Annotated in this window: 20 protein-coding genes; 7 read left to right on the top strand and 13 right to left on the bottom strand. The window is 64.5% G+C overall.

All coding sequences use genetic code 11. The features are described 5' to 3' along the window. Positions 1-40: 40 nt before the first annotated feature. On the top strand, positions 41-1,597 hold the full coding sequence (locus E1N52_RS13620; RefSeq protein WP_133183306.1) for a DHA2 family efflux MFS transporter permease subunit: 1,557 nt from the start codon (positions 41-43) through the stop codon (positions 1,595-1,597). Positions 1,598-1,646: 49 nt separating this feature from the next. Here E1N52_RS13620 and E1N52_RS13615 read toward each other — a convergent pair whose 3' ends face one another. From E1N52_RS13615 to ada, 4 genes are all read right to left on the bottom strand, one after another. Then, complete coding sequence (locus tag E1N52_RS13615; protein ID WP_133183305.1) at positions 1,647-2,129, bottom strand: hypothetical protein; 483 nt, start codon at positions 2,127-2,129, stop codon at positions 1,647-1,649. 221 nt (positions 2,130-2,350) lie between these two features. Beyond that, positions 2,351-3,973: a glutamate--cysteine ligase gene (gene gshA / locus E1N52_RS13610; RefSeq protein WP_133183304.1), complete on the bottom strand. Its 1,623-nt coding sequence runs from the start codon at positions 3,971-3,973 to the stop codon at positions 2,351-2,353. 202 nt (positions 3,974-4,175) lie between these two features. After that, a complete protein-coding gene (locus E1N52_RS13605; protein ID WP_425468051.1) occupies positions 4,176-5,198 on the bottom strand; it encodes a DNA-3-methyladenine glycosylase family protein in 1,023 nt (340 codons plus the stop codon). Then, positions 5,195-6,355, bottom strand: a complete 1,161-nt coding sequence (gene ada / locus E1N52_RS13600) for a bifunctional DNA-binding transcriptional regulator/O6-methylguanine-DNA methyltransferase Ada (protein WP_246089054.1) — start codon at positions 6,353-6,355, stop codon at positions 5,195-5,197. The genes E1N52_RS13605 and ada overlap by 4 nt, the downstream gene beginning before the upstream one ends. Positions 6,356-6,904: 549 nt before the next feature. Here ada and E1N52_RS13595 point away from each other — a divergent pair. Next, complete coding sequence (locus E1N52_RS13595) at positions 6,905-7,315, top strand: VOC family protein (protein WP_133183303.1); 411 nt, start codon at positions 6,905-6,907, stop codon at positions 7,313-7,315. 17 nt (positions 7,316-7,332) lie between these two features. On the opposite strand, the gene E1N52_RS13590 is transcribed toward E1N52_RS13595, so the two are convergent. The 3 genes from E1N52_RS13590 to E1N52_RS13580 form a co-directional block, all read right to left on the bottom strand. Further along, positions 7,333-7,887, bottom strand: coding sequence for a YaeQ family protein (locus E1N52_RS13590; protein ID WP_133183302.1), 555 nt, complete (start codon positions 7,885-7,887; stop codon positions 7,333-7,335). A 251-nt stretch (positions 7,888-8,138) separates the two neighbouring features. Then, the gene (gene sap1, locus E1N52_RS13585; protein ID WP_133183301.1) at positions 8,139-8,480 is read right to left on the bottom strand and encodes a surface attachment protein Sap1; all 342 of its coding nucleotides are present in this window, start codon (positions 8,478-8,480) and stop codon (positions 8,139-8,141) included. 40 nt (positions 8,481-8,520) lie between these two features. Continuing rightward, positions 8,521-8,847 (bottom strand): hypothetical protein, encoded by a 327-nt coding sequence (locus E1N52_RS13580; protein ID WP_133183300.1) that lies wholly within the window; start codon positions 8,845-8,847, stop codon positions 8,521-8,523. 125 nt (positions 8,848-8,972) lie between these two features. Here E1N52_RS13580 and E1N52_RS13575 point away from each other — a divergent pair, with 125 nt between their 5' ends. The 4 genes from E1N52_RS13575 to E1N52_RS13570 all read left to right on the top strand — a co-directional run bounded on the left by E1N52_RS13575 (position 8,973) and on the right by E1N52_RS13570 (position 10,697). Then, positions 8,973-9,599 carry a LysE family translocator gene (locus E1N52_RS13575; RefSeq protein WP_133183299.1) on the top strand — a complete coding sequence of 209 codons (627 nt, stop codon included), beginning with the start codon at positions 8,973-8,975 and terminating at the stop codon, positions 9,597-9,599. A 197-nt stretch (positions 9,600-9,796) separates the two neighbouring features. Next, positions 9,797-9,961 carry a hypothetical protein gene (locus tag E1N52_RS44050; protein WP_165822733.1) on the top strand — a complete coding sequence of 55 codons (165 nt, stop codon included), beginning with the start codon at positions 9,797-9,799 and terminating at the stop codon, positions 9,959-9,961. Positions 9,962-10,004: 43 nt separating this feature from the next. After that, complete coding sequence (locus E1N52_RS44045; protein ID WP_165979377.1) at positions 10,005-10,172, top strand: hypothetical protein; 168 nt, start codon at positions 10,005-10,007, stop codon at positions 10,170-10,172. Positions 10,173-10,307: 135 nt separating this feature from the next. Beyond that, positions 10,308-10,697, top strand: a complete 390-nt coding sequence (locus E1N52_RS13570; RefSeq protein ID WP_133183298.1) for an ecotin precursor — start codon at positions 10,308-10,310, stop codon at positions 10,695-10,697. Between the two features lie 57 nt (positions 10,698-10,754). On the opposite strand, the gene E1N52_RS13565 is transcribed toward E1N52_RS13570, so the two are convergent. The 5 genes from E1N52_RS13565 to mnmE all read right to left on the bottom strand — a co-directional run bounded on the left by E1N52_RS13565 (position 10,755) and on the right by mnmE (position 15,002). Continuing rightward, positions 10,755-11,780: a S1C family serine protease gene (locus E1N52_RS13565; protein ID WP_133183297.1), complete on the bottom strand. Its 1,026-nt coding sequence runs from the start codon at positions 11,778-11,780 to the stop codon at positions 10,755-10,757. A gap of 366 nt (positions 11,781-12,146) precedes the next feature. Beyond that, positions 12,147-12,383 carry a hypothetical protein gene (locus E1N52_RS13560; RefSeq protein ID WP_133183296.1) on the bottom strand — a complete coding sequence of 79 codons (237 nt, stop codon included), beginning with the start codon at positions 12,381-12,383 and terminating at the stop codon, positions 12,147-12,149. 145 nt (positions 12,384-12,528) lie between these two features. Then, positions 12,529-12,717 (bottom strand): hypothetical protein, encoded by a 189-nt coding sequence (locus E1N52_RS13555; protein ID WP_133183295.1) that lies wholly within the window; start codon positions 12,715-12,717, stop codon positions 12,529-12,531. 415 nt (positions 12,718-13,132) lie between these two features. After that, positions 13,133-13,444: a DUF4148 domain-containing protein gene (locus E1N52_RS13550; protein ID WP_133183294.1), complete on the bottom strand. Its 312-nt coding sequence runs from the start codon at positions 13,442-13,444 to the stop codon at positions 13,133-13,135. A gap of 157 nt (positions 13,445-13,601) precedes the next feature. Next, on the bottom strand, positions 13,602-15,002 hold the full coding sequence (gene mnmE, locus E1N52_RS13545) for a tRNA uridine-5-carboxymethylaminomethyl(34) synthesis GTPase MnmE (protein ID WP_133183293.1): 1,401 nt from the start codon (positions 15,000-15,002) through the stop codon (positions 13,602-13,604). A gap of 364 nt (positions 15,003-15,366) precedes the next feature. Between mnmE and E1N52_RS13540 the strand changes: the two genes are divergently transcribed. Further along, positions 15,367-15,786: a helix-turn-helix domain-containing protein gene (locus tag E1N52_RS13540; RefSeq protein ID WP_133183292.1), complete on the top strand. Its 420-nt coding sequence runs from the start codon at positions 15,367-15,369 to the stop codon at positions 15,784-15,786. Positions 15,787-15,921: 135 nt separating this feature from the next. Here E1N52_RS13540 and yidC read toward each other — a convergent pair whose 3' ends face one another. Beyond that, positions 15,922-17,598, bottom strand: coding sequence for a membrane protein insertase YidC (gene yidC / locus E1N52_RS13535; protein WP_133183291.1), 1,677 nt, complete (start codon positions 17,596-17,598; stop codon positions 15,922-15,924). Between the last annotated feature and the right edge of the window lie 23 nt (positions 17,599-17,621).

Genomic DNA, 17,621 nt, shown 5'->3' with positions numbered 1-17,621 from the left:
GGGTGCAGCGGCAACGGCCGACCCAACAAGGACACGGAACATGGCAGCTTCTCCCGCGGTGCCCGCGCCAGCCGAACCCGCACCGTTTTCCGGCGGCACGCTCGCGCTGCTGACAGTCGGGCTCGCGCTCGGGACCTTCATGGAGGTGCTCGACACCTCGATCGCCAACGTGGCGGTGCCGACCATCTCGGGCAACCTGGGTGTCGCCAACAGCGAAGGCACGTGGGTTATCTCGTCGTATTCGGTCGCCTCCGCGATTGCGGTGCCGCTCACCGGATGGCTCGCGCGCCGCGTGGGCGAAGTGCGCCTCTTCACGCTCTCCGTGCTGCTGTTCACATTGGCCTCGGCAGCTTGCGGCTTCGCGACGAACTTCGAAACGCTCATTGCGTTCCGTCTCGTCCAGGGGCTCGTTTCCGGGCCGATGGTCCCGCTTTCGCAGACCATCCTCATGCGCTCCTACCCGCCTGCCAAACGCGGTCTCGCGCTCGGGCTCTGGGCGATGACCGTGATCGTCGCGCCGATCTTCGGGCCGGTGATGGGCGGCTGGATCACCGACAACTACACGTGGCCGTGGATCTTCTATATCAACGTGCCAATCGGCATCTTCTCGGGCATCTGCGCGTACCTGCTGCTGCGCGGACGCGAGACGAAGACGACGAAGCAGCGCATCGACGCCGTGGGCCTCGCGCTGCTCGTGATCGGCGTGTCGTGCCTGCAGATGATGCTCGACCTCGGCAAGGACCGCGACTGGTTCAACTCGACGTTCATCGCCACGCTCGCCATCATCGCGGTGGTCGCGCTCGCGTTCATGCTCGTGTGGGAGGCGACGGAAAAGGACCCCGTGGTCGATCTCTCGCTCTTTCGCGACCGCAATTTCGCGCTCGGCGCGATGATCATCTCGTTCGGCTTCATGGCCTTCTTCGGCTCGGTGGTGATCTTCCCGCTCTGGCTGCAGACCGTCATGGGCTACACGGCGGGCCTCGCGGGTCTGGCCACCGCGCCGGTGGGCCTGCTCGCGCTCGTGCTCTCGCCGCTCATCGGGCGCAACATGCACCGACTCGATCTGCGCATGGTCGCGAGCTTCGCCTTTGTCGTGTTCGCGATCGTCTCGCTCTGGAACTCGACGTTTACACTCGACGTGCCGTTCGACCACGTTATCCTGCCGCGTCTCGTCCAGGGCATCGGCGTGGCCTGCTTCTTCGTGCCGATGACGACCATCACGCTCTCGAGCATTCCTGACGAGCGGCTCGCGAGCGCCGCGGGCCTCTCGAATTTTCTGCGTACGCTCTCAGGCGCAATCGGAACGGCGGCGAGCACGACGTTCTGGGAAGACGCCGCGATCTATCACCATGCCGTGCTGTCGGAATCGGTGACCCAGTCCTCGCCGAACACCGTCGCCTACAAGGACGCGCTCGCGAACCTCGGCTTCGCGGGTCAAAGCCTGACCGCCCAGCTCAACGACGTCGTGACGACGCAAGGCTACATGATGGCCACCAACGACTTCTTCCGCATTTCCTGCGCGATGTTCGTCGTGCTGGCGCTGCTGGTGTGGGTGACGAAGCCGAAAAAAGGCGCGGGACCGGCAATGGGTCATTGACGGTTGCGTGACAGGCCGCCCGGGCAAAGCCGCGGGCGGCCACGTGCGATCAATGCGCGCTCGACGCCGGTTCGGCCACCGCTGCGCCGCTCACGCCGGCCGTGTCGCCGCCTGCGCCCGTGGTCGTGTCGCCGGGAATGGGCGCATCGACGCCGGTTCGCACGTACTGCTTGAACGCCGCGCCTGCCGACCACGGGTTGGGTTTGCAGCCGAGCGAACTGTCGCAATGCGCGGCGAAGCCGATCGTGGCCGTGCCGTCGGCGTTGGCCTGCTTCGTGATTTCATACGCGAGCAGACGGCGGCCGCCGCCCGGGCCCGATGTCTGGATCAGCGTGTCGGTCACGGTCTGCACTTCGTACTTCGAATGACTACGCACCCAGCTTTCGGCGCGTTGCCACCAGAGATCGCATTCCGCCTTGTTCGAACAGGTGAGCGGCGCGGTCGCGATCTGCATGACGTCGGGATTGACCTGCCCGCGCGACGCGCAGGCCGCAGCCGTCGCGCACAGCAGAATCGCAAGAATTCGTTTCATCGCGTGGATTCCTCCCAGAGTGAGCCGCATTGCGCGCGGCCCGTGCATTTTTGGTGTTCTCAGCTTCGTTCGTCCGGCGCGCTCGTCGTCCGCGCAACTCAGTAACGCGGCGCCTACCCTGGTTGGACCGCATCTGCACGCTGGTGTTGCGAGCAAATGCGGTGCCTGGGACAAATCTCGACGGGATGAGTGTGCGCCGCAGCGGCGCACCGGCGCGCGGCTCAGACGCTGAAGCGATTGAGCGTATAAGCGCGATACGCGGCGACGAACGCGTCGAACGATCCGACTTCGTCGCGCTCGAGTTGCGCCTGCTCCGCGAGCGATTCGCGCGCGAGCGTTTCGAACTCGGCCGTGGCCGCGGCGTCGAGCGGACGCGCGAGGAATTGCGCCGCATGGCGCTCGCTTTGTGCGCGTGCAAATTGCAGGAAGGACTGCTTGTTATCGCGCATGGTTTGCAGCACGCGCGCCGACGGCGTGAGCGACGGGTCGGCCAGCTTCGCGCGTTGTGTCGCGAGCGAGCGCGTGTGCTCGTCGCTGCCGTGCGCCGTGTCGAGCACGGCGGCTGCGTGGCCGATCTTCTCGAACAGCTCTTCGGCCCACTCGTGCATCGGCACGTCCTTGCCGTCGCGCTTGAGCGCGAGACCCGGGCGGCGCCCTTCCTTCGTCACGAGGCCAAAGTTTTCATTCGATTCGGCGTAGGCGTCGGCGGGCAGGAAAGGGCTTTCATCGAGCGCGCACGCGAGCAGATAGGCGTCGAGAAACCGTGCGGTTTCGAGCGAGATGCCGATGGGCTCGAACGGGTCGATGTCCATGCAGCGCACCTCGACGTACTGCACACCGCGCGCAGCGAGCGCATGCAGCGGCCGCTCGCCCGGATGCGTCACGCGCTTCGGACGGATCGTTGAGTAGAACTCGTTCTCGATCTGGAGCACGTTCGTGTTGATCTGCACCCACTCGCCGTCGCGATGCGTGCCGATCGCCTCGTATGGCGGATACGGCTGGCTCACGGCCTGCGCGAGCGCATCGAGATAGCCTGCCAGCGTATCGTAGTCGGCGCGCAAGGCGGACTGGCCCGTCGTGTTCGAGTAGCCGAGATCGCTCATGCGCAGGCTCGTCGCGTACGGCAGATAGAGCGTGTCGGCGTCGAACGCTTCGAGCTTGTGCTCGCGGCCGCGCAGGAAGTGCATGTCGAGCGCCGGCGAAGCGCCGAACAGGTACATGAGCAGCCAGTTCGTGCGGCGGAAATTGCGGATCAGCGCGAGGTAGCGCTCCGACTGATAGTCGGTGAGCGAGGCTGTGGACTGATGATGCGCATGCAGCACGCGCCACACGTCGTCGCTCAACGAATAGTTGTAGTGGATGCCGGCAATGCACTGCATCGTGCGGCCGTAGCGCAGCGCGAGGCCCATGCGGTACACGTATTTGAGGCGGCCGATGTTCGAACTGCCATAGCGCGCGATGGGAATGCCGTCGTCGGTCTCGGGCAAAAGGCCCGGCATCGATTCGTTCCAGAGCATCTCGCCGTCACGCGCGAGTACGGCGTAGACGTAGCGATGCAGCTCGTCGAGCTTCGCGAGCGTGATCGACGCATCCGGCTCGGCAGGCGTGATGATTTCGATCAGCGCTTCCGAATAGTCAGTGGTCAGCGACGGATGCGTGAGCGCCGAACCGAGCGCTTCTGCGTGCGGCGTCATGGCGAGACGGCCGTCGCGCGTCACGCGCAGGCTCTCCTTCTCGATGCCGCGCAGACCGCGCGTGAGCGCGCCGCGATGTGGCCCGTCGCCCAGCACGGAAAGGCGCTGCGCGAGAACGTCGTTCGTGCTTGTAGAGGTCGTGTTGGACATTGAGGCAGGTCGGGCTCGGGCCGGCGGCGCAGTTCTGCGCACAGTGCTGCTAACACTCGCCGGCCGGGATTCTTTTCGGTAGCGGGCACTTTAACATCTCGCCGAAAGACCTGCTTGGGGCGGCTTCGGGCGGGGTTTTGGCCTGTCGGCGCGTGCTTCCCGCGGTGATGGCACCCCGTTCCTCGTGCTGCCTGCCGTTGCCCTAGCCGCCGCGCGCCGCGCCCGCGCGATCGGCGATTTCGTTCCACAAATGCATGGCGGCGTACGCACGCCAGGGGCTCCATGCGTCAGTGCGGGTGCGCTGTTGGGTCGCGCGCACGAGCGCCGGGTCGCGCGCCGCGATGGCCTGCATGAGCACGAGATCGGTCGCGGGCCACGCGTTCGCGTCGCGCCATGCGCGCATCGCGACGTATTCCACCGTCCACGGGCCGATGCCGGGCAAAGCCAGCAGCGCGGCGCGCATGGCGTCGAGGTCGGCGGGTTCCGGTGCGATCGCGTCGATTTGTCTGCTTTGACGCTTGCCGCGTGGCATCTCGTGATCGTTCTGCGCGTAGTCGCGCTCGATGATCACCGCACCGCTCGCCACGGCCTGCGCGAAGCCCTGCAGCGCGGCGACGCGCTTGCCCGGCATGCCGATGCCCGCGAGATCGGCGGCAGCGAGCGCGGCGGGCGTGGGAAAGCGCCACGCGGTGCGCGCGTGTGCGTGGTCGTCGATGCGCTTGCCCACGCGTTCGACGAGGCGCCCGATGATCGTCGTCGCCGCTTTCACGCTGACCTGCTGGCCGACGATCGCGCGCACCACGAGCTCGAAGCCCGACCACGCGCCGGGCACGCGAAGCCCCGGCACGGCCGCGACGAGCGGCGCGAGCCACGGGTCGCTGCGCAGATGCTCGGCGACTGCGGCGGGATCGGCATGCAGGTCGAACATGCGCGAGAGCGGCGCGGCGAGCGCCGCCGCGTGCGCGCTCACGGGTCCGTCGATCTGCACGACGAGGCAATGCTTGCGCGCGTGACGGCGCACGGCGAGTGTGCCGCTCGCGCCGTTGAAATCGATCGCGCGCAGCCACGCGCCGTCCTCCACCGCTTCGACGCCCGGTGTGGCGCGCCCGCTGAAGAAGCGCAGCACGCGCGGCCAGTCGTAGGGCGCGCGAAACGGCAGTTCGAGTGTGGCGCTGTGCGTCGGCGCGCCGGTTTGTGCTTCGGTTTGCGAGGCGATGGCGCTCAAGTAGCGGTCTCCGGCGTGTTGGCGCGGTTCGATGTCGAACGGATGTGTTGCGGGCTTTTTGCGCCGGTTTGTGCATCTTGCGATGCGCGTGCTTCGCCGTCGAGCAGCGCCGCCTTGCGCTCGAGCCCCCAGCGATAACCGGCGAGCGAACCGCCCTTCTGCACGACGCGATGGCACGGAATCGCCAGCGCCACCGGATTCGACGCGCACGCGCTCGCCACGGCCCGCACCGCGCGCGGCGAACCGAGCGTTTCGGCAATCTGCGTGTAGCTGCGCGTCTCGCCGTAGGGAATGCGCTGGAGCGCGTCCCAGACGCGCTGCTGGAACGCCGTCGCGGCAATATCGAGCGGCAGATCGAAACGCTCGCGACGGCCGTGCAGATAGGCATCGATCTGTGCGGCGAACGGCGCGATCGCGGCTTTGTCCTCGATGCACTGCGCGTTCGCGAAATCGGCTTTGAGTGCGGCGGTGAGCGTCGCGGCATCGTCGCCGAACGCGATCCGGCAAATGCCCTTTTCCGTTGCCGCGATGAGCACGAAGCCGATCGGCGTGGGCGTGGCGGCGTAGCGGATCGTCAGTCCCGCGCCCTTGCGGCGATACGCGGATGGCGCCATGCCCAGCTCGCCCGGCACGCTGTGATAGAGCCGCGACGACGAGCCGAAGCCGGCGTCGGCGCTGGCGCGCGTGACGTCGGCGCCCTCGCCGAGCGCGTCGCGCAGCACGGCCCCGCGCCGCGCCGCCTGGTATTGGCGCGGCGAGACACCCAGCACGCGCTTGAAGAGGCGCTGCAGGTGAAACGGGCTGAGGTGCACGGCTTCGCCCAGCTGCGCGAGCGTGAGCCGCTCTTGCGGGTCGGCGTCCAGCGCCGCACACGCGCGCCGCACGATTTCCAGCTCGCGCGGCAGGCCGCCCGGGCGGCAGCGCTTGCATTCGCGATAGCCGGCGGCGCGCGCGTCGTCCGCCTCGGCGAAGAATTCGATGTTTTCGCGCCGCGGCAGCCGCGACGCGCACGACGGGCGGCAAAACACGCCGGTCGTGCGCACGGCGTAGAAGAACGCACCGTCGGCGCGGGCGTCGCGCGACGTGACGGCTTGCCAGCGGTCGGCGTCGTTCGTCCACTCGCTGTCTGGCGTTTTCGTGGGTTTGGCGGGTTTCATCGCTGGTTTCATTGCAGGGACGGCGCTCATATGAGGCTCCTCGAAGTGCCTGTCTGTATGCCCTTACTCTAACTTCGCGTACGGACGAAGGCGCGCCGGATCTTGCGCTGTCATTGCGGCCGATATGTGCCGTGAGCACGCCCTTTTTGAGCGCTCATCTGTCACTTTTACGGTCTTCGGTGAATCCCTGGTGGCGCCTTGCAGATTCCCGTGCGACAAAATGGCAACTTTGCGGGTTTTCCCTTAAAAAGTTGTTGCATCGCGTCAGCCGACTCGGTATAGTGGTTCCTGTCTCCTCCATGTCTCCTCCTGATATGGATTAAGCCCGCTCACAGCAGCGGGCTTTTTTTCGTCCAGCGTTTTCTATACGCTATTTCGCCCCACCCGCGGCGCACCCGCCGCTTCCGTGCTTTCGGCTATTTTCCGCCGGTTCCGACAGTTCTGCTGCCGGCGATTCCGGTTCGAGAGATTCGCTGAAATGCGCGCAGTCCGCGCAGCCCGGCGTCGACAGGTTCATCATAAAAAGCCCTGTACGAACGCGAGGACGCCATGCGGATTCAGATTCGCGAGATCGATCACGTCGTTATCCGGGCGGCTGACGTGGCCGCCATGACGCGTTTCTATTGCGAAGTGCTCGGCTGCCAGCCGGAGCGCGAACAGCGCGATCTCGGCCTCATGCAGTTGCGCGCGGGACGCTCGCTCATCGACCTGGTGACGATCGGCGGCCCGCTCGACCGGGGCGCCGGCGCGCCACCTGCTGGCGCGAGCGGCAACATGGATCATCTTTGTCTGCGCGTGGAGCCGTTCGACGCCGAGGCGCTGGCGTTACATCTGACGCAGCATGGAGCGCGTCCCGGCAATACCGTCGAGCGCTATGGGGCGGAGGGTTTGGGGCCGTCGCTGTATCTTTTCGACCCGGAAGGCAACATGGTGGAACTCAAGGGGCCGCCGCATGCTTGAGGGCGCGCGCCCTGCTTTCACACGTTCTCGGGCGCCTTGAATACGCTCCACTCGACTGCGACTGGCTCGGCGCTCGTATTGCCGACCCACGCCGCGCCGTCCTGCACCGTGCATTGCAGGCGCATGGTGCGCTCGGCCAGCGCGCCGAGCGACGCGGCAACGCCCTCGCCCAACGACCAGACCGTCACGTTGCGCAGGCGCTCGACCTTGTTGCGCACGCCTTGCCACCAGATGTCGGAGGTGCGCCCGCCGTAGGCGATCACGATGACCTCGCCCGCACGGCCGCTCGCCTTGGCAATGCGGCGCTCGTCGGGCTGGCCAACCTCGATCCACGTTTCGATCGCGCCCGTGTAGTCCTTGCACCAGAGGTCGGGCTCGTCCGTATCGGAGAGGCCCTTGCAGAATTCGAGCCGCTCGCCCGCAAACAGCGCGAACGCCGCGATGCGGACCATCATGCGGTCGTCGGTTTCGGACGGATGGCGCGCGATCGTGAGCGCATGGTCGGCGTAATAGTGCCGGTCCATGTCTGCGATCTGCAGTTCTGCTTTGTAGATGGTCGATTTGAGTGCCATACCGAATTCCGGTCGCGCGAAAGCCGCACATGATAGCGAAGTTTCAAGCAAGCCACGTGCCGGTCGAGTCGACGCGCAGCACACGTCGATGCGACGCGCGACGCAATGGGGATGGTCTGACGGGAAAGTGACGGGGTTTTGACAGCGGCGCGCGACGCGTTGCATCACGTCACGGTAACGCGCCCAGCAAGCGCGATGGCCCGGCGCACGTGCGTCGGGCCATGTCGAGAGGCGCGTTGGGAGATACGGCCTTACTGCTTGATGGAGCGGTCCGTGGTCCAGAGACCTTGCTCGTCGGTGTTCGCCGCGTTAACGAATTCGACGTCATGGCCCACTACCTGTACGACGCGGAACGACTGATTGTCGGGCGTGGACAGACACTGGAACCCGGTGAAGTATTCCTGCATCTGCTGATGCTCGCCCGCCTGCTCGTGCAGCGCAACGGCGTCGAGCTTGTCTTTCGTGAGGCAGCCATAGGAGCCCGGCTTGAATTGCACCGTTTGCTGCGGCTTCACGCCGACGTCCTGAGCCTGAACCGCGATGACGCAAGCAAGGCTGGCCGCCGCGACGACCATACCGGATAGCATTTTCATGACTGCCTCCTGCGGGTTTTTACTCAGGTTAGCTATGTATTTAACTCTCACGCTCCACCCGCGTCTTTAAAAATAGAAAACTGCCGAAAGACTGCAAGCCCCACTTGTGTGCGCTTGCAACAGTCGCTGTTGCTTGCAGGATGGTATCGAGCGCCGCTCTACCGTTCAGCCAGGCACTGAAGAGCGTCCAGCAGCACTCCGAAGCATCGATTACAAAGCTACGCGCCTTATCCAACAAGGCGCAGACGGTTATATCCAGGATAGGAAAATCGAGCGCGCTTTGATTTAAACGGTTTAGTAGAAAGCCGATTAACCCATGACGCAGCGCACCCAAAGTTTCACGTACGCCAATTGGCAACGCGCGCATTAATGGATTGGCGACAGAATAAAAACGATGCCAGGCGCCAATGAAGCTCTCGAAACGAAGCCGCGCGCCCCGCTTGCATACCGCAAAAGTTCGTGGATAAATCGGGCTTCCTTATGGAGGAACCCATGACTTTCGCTCACTGGCTGCCGTTCGCGATTGCGTCGGCGATTCTCGTTGCCATTCCCGGCCCGACCGTGCTGCTCGTCGTTTCCTACGCGCTTGGCCACGGCCGCCGCTACGCGCTCGCAACCACAGCCGGCGTCGCGCTTGGCGACTTCACCGCGATGACCGCTTCCATGCTCGGACTCGGCGTGATCCTCGCGGCTTCCGCCACGCTATTCTCGGTGCTGAAATGGGTCGGCGCCGCCTATCTGATCTATCTGGGCGTGAAGCTCTGGCGCGCACCTGTAGGCGTTGGCGACGCGCCGGACACCTCGGAGACGCGCACCGGCCGCATCTTCGCGCATGCCTACGCGGTTACCGCGCTCAACCCGAAGAGCATCATTTTCTTCGTCGCCTTCGTGCCGCAGTTCATCGACCCGCATGCGGCCATGACATCGCAGATCGTCGTGTTCGAAGCCACCTTCCTCGTGCTCGCAACGCTCAACGCGCTCGCCTATGCGCTGCTCGCAGCGGCCGCGCGCAAGGTCGTGCGCAGCCCGCGCGTGCAGCGCGCGGTCAATCGTACGGGCGGCACGCTGCTGATCGGCGCAGGGCTCTTTGCCGCCGCGTGGAAAAAGGCGGCGGCATAAGCGACTCATCCGGATCGATGGCGACCTTGACGCGGGGGCGTTCCGAGAGCCCCCGCGAACCGGGCACGCAGGCTGCTCAGCGCGGGTTGTGATGGTTGGCGAACATTGTTTTCAAGCTCCAGTGCGCGCCCAATGTGCAAACTGTCGCGTCTTGGCTACAATGCAATTGCAAACCGCTTGACAACCAGGAGTCAATCGTGATCGAACACGTAATACTGGGCGCGTTTTTGGTGATCCCCCTTGTCATTGTCGTCTTCCTGTTTTCCGACGAGATCCTCGAGGAGCATCGACAGCGCGTGGAAGCGGGAGACGGACATCATATCGACTGGCGTCATCCGCTACGCAGTCTTCTGCATCACTGAGCGGGAGCACGCATCGCGCGGATGAACGCGCCGAAGCACATGGGTGGCACTCGTGGATTTCGAGTTCTCCTGGATGGCGTACTTCGTCGCCTTGTTCGTGCTGATGGTGCTATCCATCGCGCTCACCCTTCTCTGTCCGTCCGCCGGGCAGCGCGGTAGCACGCCGCGCACACACGAGGCAGACGCGCACGACGGCGAGCACGCACGCTGACGGGATTCACTCCCGGCCAGCGCGCGCAGGCAAGCCACACTCCCCGTAATTCGGCGTTACCACTTGCAGCACCTGTATCCAGCAATCAGGCTGACAATCGCTCGCATGTTTTCAAAGGTTCTCAGGGAGAACGACATGCGAAAGATGGCAGCCGTTTTGGTGCTGGCGGGGTGTGCGGTGGCGGCTGGCCCCGCGAGCGCGCACGATCACGGCGGTGACGTGGTGGGTGCGCTGGTTGGCGGCGCGTTGATCGGCGCGGCAGTGGGCGCCGTGCTGAACAGCGGCCCGGCAGTGGCCTACCCGGCTCAGCCGGCCTATGTGCAGCCCGCACCCGTGTATGCGCAGCCGGCGCCGGTTTATGCCGCCGCCCCGGCCGGCGCGGCGTGCTACGACCAGTATTCGGGCCGCTACGTGCCCTGCGCGCCGGCCCAGCCCGCACCGCCGCCGCCGCAATATGACGACGGCTACGCGCAGCCCGGCTACGGACAACAGCCGGTCTATGCCCAGCCTGGCGGCGGCTGGTAATCCATGTGATGGGCGGCGCACCGTGGCGTGCGCCGCCTCATCGGTCGTGCTTTGCGCCTAGCCCGTCTGCTCGACGGGCGTCACGCTCAGGTTGAGCCGCTGCGTCAAGCGGATCACACCGATTTCCACCGTCCGATCAATGCGCGAAACGTCGAAGAGACGCTGCAGCGTGTCGATACCGTCCACCGGCACGCCATCGATCGTCACGATCGTGTCGTCCACGCGCAGGCCGCCGAGCGCGGCGGGACTGCCCTTGACGATCTCCATCACCCGCACGCCCGTTGTCGCGCTCAGGTCGAAGTAACGCTGCACCTTGCGCGCGATCGGCACCGTGGTTCCAGCTATGCCGATGTACGCCCGCCGCACCCGGCCGTGCGCGAAGAGCTGCGTGATGACCCACTTTGCCGTGTCGATCGCCGTGGCGAAGCAGATGGCTTGCGCACCCGGAATGATCGCCGTATTCACGCCAATCACCTGACCCGCCGAATTGATGAGCGGACCGCCGGAGTTGCCCGGATTGAGCGCGGCGTCGGTCTGGATCACGTCGTAGATCATGCGGCCGGACTCTGAACGCAGCGAGCGCCCAAGCGCCGACACCACGCCCGTCGTCACCGTTTGCGCGAGACCGAGCGGGCTGCCCACGGCGATGGCTATTTGCCCGACGCGCAGGCCCGCCGAATCGCCGAGCTGCGCGTGCGGCAGCGCCTCGGGCGCGCCGATACGCAGCACGGCGAGATCCGTGCTCGGGTCGTCGCCGACGAGGTCGGCGCCTTGCGTCGTGCCGTCCGCGAGCGTCACGCTCAGCTTGCTTGCGCCATGCACGACATGGCTATTCGTCAGCAAGTAGCCGTCCGGCGTGAACAGGAAGCCCGAGCCGCTACCGCCGCGCGCAGGCGCTTGGCCCGATGCGCGGCGCTCGACGGCAATATGCGCGACGGCGGGCTGCACGCGCTCTAGCGCCCCGATCACGGTGCGCGAATAGGCGTCTAGGAGCGCGTCGTCGTCGAAGCCCGGGCGCTGGCCCGCGCCGTCGGAAGGGACGCCGCGAGCCAGATCGTCAATGAAGGAAGGTCGTCTGCCCACGATCTGAATCTCCGAAAAAAGTGGGCTCTACATGCAGGGGTCGCGCGACGTTTTCAAGAGCGCACGCCAAGTCGGCCGAAACGTTAAGGATTGTCAAATCGGGGCGCAAAGCGTTGCTGCGCCTTGGGCGAGCCGCGAGAATGATGTGGCGGCGACAACCCCTCGGCGCCGCGTAGGATGCCTAATGGCAAGCTCTTGACCGCGGCCCCTGCCGCGGTCTTTTTTGCGTCTGCCGACCTGTTGGTGCGCGCCCCGAAAAGAAAAAAGCCCGCTCGCGCGGGCTAATCCATGCTCGGGTGACATGGCGAGGTTAATCGGGAATTCGCGGCGCCGGGCGCTCGCGAAGCAATCTCGTGAATCGGTGAGTCAGGCGGCCATCGCCTCGCGCACCGCTGCGCCGGTGGCAGCCCGGTGCGATTCGAGATCGACCATGAGCGCGTCGACGGTACGGAACTGGGACGGCGTGATCTGGGCAAGGTCGAGCAATGCGCACAGGCGCTCGTACCAGTAATCGAATGAAAAGACTGCGGGCGTCGTGCCAGCGGATAACGAGGGCGCCATTGCGCGCGTGATATGCGCGATCTCGTCGTCGATGAATCTCATGGTTGCCCCCGTACGCTGGTCCAACGTCTTGTGAAAACGTGTCTCGCCACTTTAGTTCGACGGCGGCGCGTGTCCAGCTATCACATCGGATAGGTCAAGTTTAAAGGTCAGACCTCAACCTTTCAGGAGGCTTGTTGCGGTCCCCTTAATGTCGCCAGCCGTGGCCGTAATAGCCGCCGACGCCAACCCCGATATCAACCGACGGCGCCGCATAGTAGCCCGGCGCATAGCCGTAGGCTGGCGCAGGCGCGTACGCGTACGGCGGCGCAACCACACAACCCGTGAGGCCGGCCGACAAGCCAACGAGAGCAATAACGCAGAAGAGTGTTTTCATCGTCGTTCTCCTATGCCACTGATTGTCGACGAGCCACGCCACGGCAAGGGTTTGGAAAAGCAACGATGTGTGTCCACAAATTACAGCCGCACACAGCGGCCGCTGTACGTTCGTGGAGGCGGAGAAGGGCGCGTTAGCGAGCGCAAGCGTTGAAGCCAATCGCCTGCTTGTGGATTTCTTGATTGATCGCACTACGAATTAAATGACCTGGCAGTTAACTCGTAGTGCGCTGAGATGAGGCTGAACAAGCTTTGCTTTTGCGCAGTGTCGCCAGGTTGCCTGACGGTCGCTGGAAAAAGCGCCCAGGCCAGAAGGCCTGAGCGAAGCCGTCGAGTCAACGACGGCGGAGGTATTCGTTTAGGTATGCGAAACGCTTGCGGGAGATGATGGCAAGCGTTTCAGCAGTATTGCCGTGTTACGGATGGTTATACATCGCGTTCCAGTCGGCCTTGGACACGGCCGGGCGGCCTGCATCCGAGTTGCCGGCTGCCACGCCGCCATAGCCGCTCGTTGCGCCGTTCGCGGCGGCTACCTTGGCTTCGGCTGCGAGAAGATCGTCGGGGTAGTGCGGGTCCGCTCCTGCGCCCGGACGCCAGCCCGCCTTCTCGAGCTGCACGAGCTCGGCGCGCACCTGGGCGCGGGTCACGGGCGCATTCGATTGCGCGAACGATGCCACCGGAACAACGAGTGCAACGGCAACGGCTACGGTCTGGATCAGGGACTTCATGCTAACTACCTCCTTTGGCTTTTGATTCGGTGCGACAACGTGTCTGCATCCGATGAGTGAAAGTCTAGGAGGATTGCTGTCGAGGGTTAACCCTCAGGCTTCGAAGGGATTGTTCCAGGCTGAAGAAGAATGGGGCGGGGCGCAGCGCGTTTGCGGGTTACTTCCCGATACAAAACCGGCTGAAAATCACGCCCAGCAGGTCATCGGACGTGAATTCGCCGGTAATCGAATTCAGCGATTCCTGCGCGAGCCGCAGCTCTTCGGCGAACAAATCGAGCAATTGCGAATTCTGGTCGGCGTGCGCCGCGGCATGTGCGAGATGTTCGCGCGCAGCACGCAGCGCGATGAGATGCCGCTCACGTGCGAGATAGACGCTTTGCGCGTCCGCCTGCCAGCCCGCAATACGCAGCAACTCGGCGCGCAGCAGCCCGACTCCGTCGCCCTGTTTCGCCGAAAGACGCAACTCGCACACTTCGCTGCCGTTCTCGGCACGACGCTTCGCCACTTCGGGCGCCACACCGGTCAGGTCGGTCTTGTTGAGCACGCGCACAACCGGCACACCGGCGGGGAAGCGCGCGGCAATCACTTCGTCTTCGGCGTTCATGCCCGTGCGCGCATCGAGCAGATGCAGCACCACGTCTGCGCGGCCGATCTCGTTCCACGTACGCTCGATGCCGATCTTCTCGACCTCGTCTTCCGTGTCGCGCAAACCTGCCGTGTCGATCACATGCAGCGGAATGCCTTCGACCTGGATGGTTTGGGAAATCTTGTCGCGCGTCGTGCCGGCAACGGGCGTCACGATCGCGAGCTCCGCGCCTGCCAGCGCGTTCAACAGCGACGACTTGCCCACGTTGGGTTGTCCCGCGAGCACGACCGAAAGTCCCTCGCGCAGCAGCGCGCCCTGACGCGCTTCGGAGAGCACGTGGTCGAGCTGCTCGCGAATGCGTGCGAGCTTGCCGCGTGCGTCCGCGGCCTCCAGGAAGTCGATCTCTTCTTCGGGGAAATCGAGCGTTGCCTCCACGAGCATGCGCAGCGTCACCACGTCGTCCACGAGCGCGTGGATGTCGCGCGAGAACGCGCCATCGAGCGAGCGGCCGGCCGAGCGCGCCGCCGCTTCGGTGCTCGCCTCGATCAGGTCGGCCACGGCTTCCGCCTGAGCCAGATCGAGTTTGTCGTTGAGGAACGCGCGCCGCGTAAATTCGCCAGGCTCGGCGAGGCGCAGTCCGAACTCGCGGCCCGCCTCGATGCAGCGCTGCAAAACGAGTTGCAGCACGATCGGGCCGCCGTGGCCCTGCAGTTCGAGTACGTGCTCGCCGGTGTACGAATGCGGTGCGGGGAAGGACAGCGCGATACCCCGGTCGAGCACCGTGCCGGCGCCGTCGAGGAAGGGGACGTAGCTCGCGTGGCGCGCAACCAGTTCCTGGCCGGTGAGGGCCTGCATTAATGCAGCGGTCGCCGCCGCGCCGGCGCGGCCGGCCGAGACGCGCACGACACCAATCCCGCCGCGTCCGGGCGCAGTAGCGATGGCGACGATGGGATCGGAATCGGTGGCGAGCATGATGGGCGTGGACCGTGGAGCAGGGCTGGAATCGGGATCGAGTGCGGGGACCGGTTGCGGTATCACGAGCACTCGCAAAACGCGAGGCATTGTAACGCGCCAGGCGGGGCGTTCTCCGGCTGGCAACCGGGCTGAGAGTCGTCTCGCTTTATCTTAAATTAGCTAAGATTAGTCTCAAGAAACTCTGTCAGATTTTGGATAATACGAGCGACAGTTCCCGCCAACGTCCTGCTAGACGGGAATTCATGGGGATACCGACCGAAATCATAAGACGGCCAGAAGCAGGTGAATTATCGCTTACGCGCGTTAAATATAGCCTAACTGGTTGCCATCTTCGCCAATTTCGGGTTGCACAATTTGGCACATGCCGACATCCGACGAAAAAGCCGCCTTTGCCGAACGTCTCAGGTTCGCGATGAAGCGCGCGCCCGAAAAACTACGCGGCAGCACCGATCTGGCTAACCGGTTCAATCTGCGCCATCACGGCGAGCATCCGGTTTCGCCGCAAACCGCTCACAAATGGCTGAGCGGCCGCACCATTCCCACGCAGGACAAGCTGGAGACCTTGGCGCAATGGTTCGACGTGGACATTCACTGGCTGCACTATGGTCCTCCGGGCAACGCGGGCTCGACCGTGCCGCGGCCCCGCAAGCCTGACGGCAAATATCCGGTTTCCGAGGAAACGCTCGAACTGGCTTCGAAGATCGAGTCGCTCAGCGCCCATCACCGCTATCTCGTGCAGGAACTGGTCGCCCAATTCTACGGCGACGCGGACAAGAACTAACGCCCTAACACGAACGCTGCGCTCTGCGCCGTCAAGGAAATGGCGCGTCATTAATGCAAAAAGCCGTCCGGCATACACCGGACGGCTTTTTTTCGAGCCTTGATTCAGGTGGCGGCATCGCTGCCGCCCCGGCACTCAGGCGGGCTTCTTCTTGCCCTTACCCATCATGCGCGTGATGTAGTACTGCTGCGCGATCGACAGCACGTTGTTCACGACGTAGTACAGCACGAGGCCGGCCGGGAAGAAGAAGAACATGACCGAGAACGCGATCGGCATGAACATCATCATCTTCGCCTGGACGGGGTCCGGCGGCGTCGGGTTCAGCTTGGTCTGCACGAACATCGAGACGGCCATCAGCACCGGCAGGATGAAGAACGGATCCTGCTGCGAGAGGTCGTGAATCCAGAGAATCCACGGCGCACCGCGCATTTCCACCGACGAGAGCAGCACCCAGTACAGCGAAATGAACACCGGGATCTGGATCACCACCGGCAGACAGCCGCCGAACGGATTCACCTTCTCCGTCTTGTAGAGCTCCATGAGCGCCGCGTTCATCTTCTGCGGGTCGCTCTTGAAGCGCTCGCGCAGCGCCTGCATGCGCGGCGTGATTTCCTTCATGCGCGCCATCGACTTGTAGCTGGCGGCGGAGAGCGGAAAGAACACGGCCTTGATGAGCAGCGTGAGCAGCACGATCGACCAGCCCCAGTTGCCCACGTAGCCGTGGATCTTCTCGAGCAGCCAGAAGAGCGGCTTGGCGATGATCGTCACCCAGCCGTAGTCCTTCACGAGTTCCAGGCCCGGCGCGATGCCTTCGAGCATGCGCTCTTCCTGGGGACCTGCGAAGAGGCGCGCCTGCACGGTATCCGTCGCACCCGGTGCGATCGTGCCGAGCGGCTGCTTCATGCCCACGCGGTAGAGCGAGTTGTCGAACTTCTCGACGTAGATGCTGCGCTTGACGCCTTGCTGCGGAATCCACGCGGTCGCGAAGTAGTGCTGCACCATCGCGATCCAGCCGTTATCGGCCTGGGTCACGAAGTCGGCCTTGTTCTTGTCGATGTCGCCGAACGTGATCTTCTGGAAGTGATGCTCGTTCGAGTACACCGCCGGTCCGATGAACGTGTGCGAGAAGCGCGGCGTTTCGACCGGCTGGCTGTCACGCACGATTTCCATGTAGAGCGTAGGCGAAACCGGCGCGCCGCTGACGTTCTGCACCTTCCAGTCCACGCCGATCACGTAGCTGCCGCGCGTAAACGTGTAGGTCTTGGTGACCTTCACGCCGCCTTTCTCGGGCGACTGCAGCGCGATCTGGAAGGAGTTGGCGTCGCCGGTCAGCTCGCGCGGGCCTTCGACTGCCGTGAACACGTCGTTGTGGTTCGGGAAGTCGCCGCCGAGCAGACCGGTGCGCGCGAGGTACGTGTGGTCGCCCGTGTGGTCGAACAGCGTGATGTACTGGTCGGGACCCTTGCCGTCGGCGCTTTCCTTCAGGAGCGAAAGCTTCACGAGCGTACCGCCGCGCGTGTCGATCACGCCGTCGTAGACGTCGGTGCGAAAGTGAACGAGCTGTGCTGCGGCTGCAGCTGGCTGGGCGGTGTTCGTCGGCGCCTGGCCCGCGGCGGCGGCGGCCGTCGGCAGGTCGGACGCGCCGTTGGCGGCGCTAGCCGGCGCAGGGCCGCTCGCGGCGGTTTGCGTCTGCGTTTGCGTCGCGTTCGGGAAGAACATCGACTGGCGTCCATGGTCGCGCTGCCAGTTGTCGTACAGCATGACAGCTGACATGAAGAAGATGACCCATAGGACGGTGCGTTTAATATCCATGCGTTGTCTCAGTGTCGATGGAA

The sequence above is a fragment of the Paraburkholderia guartelaensis genome (genome assembly GCF_004353905.1).
GTDB lineage: Bacteria > Pseudomonadota > Gammaproteobacteria > Burkholderiales > Burkholderiaceae > Paraburkholderia > Paraburkholderia guartelaensis.
Note: the sequence above shows the minus strand (reverse complement) of the source record. Positions and strands in the feature narration are given on the sequence as shown.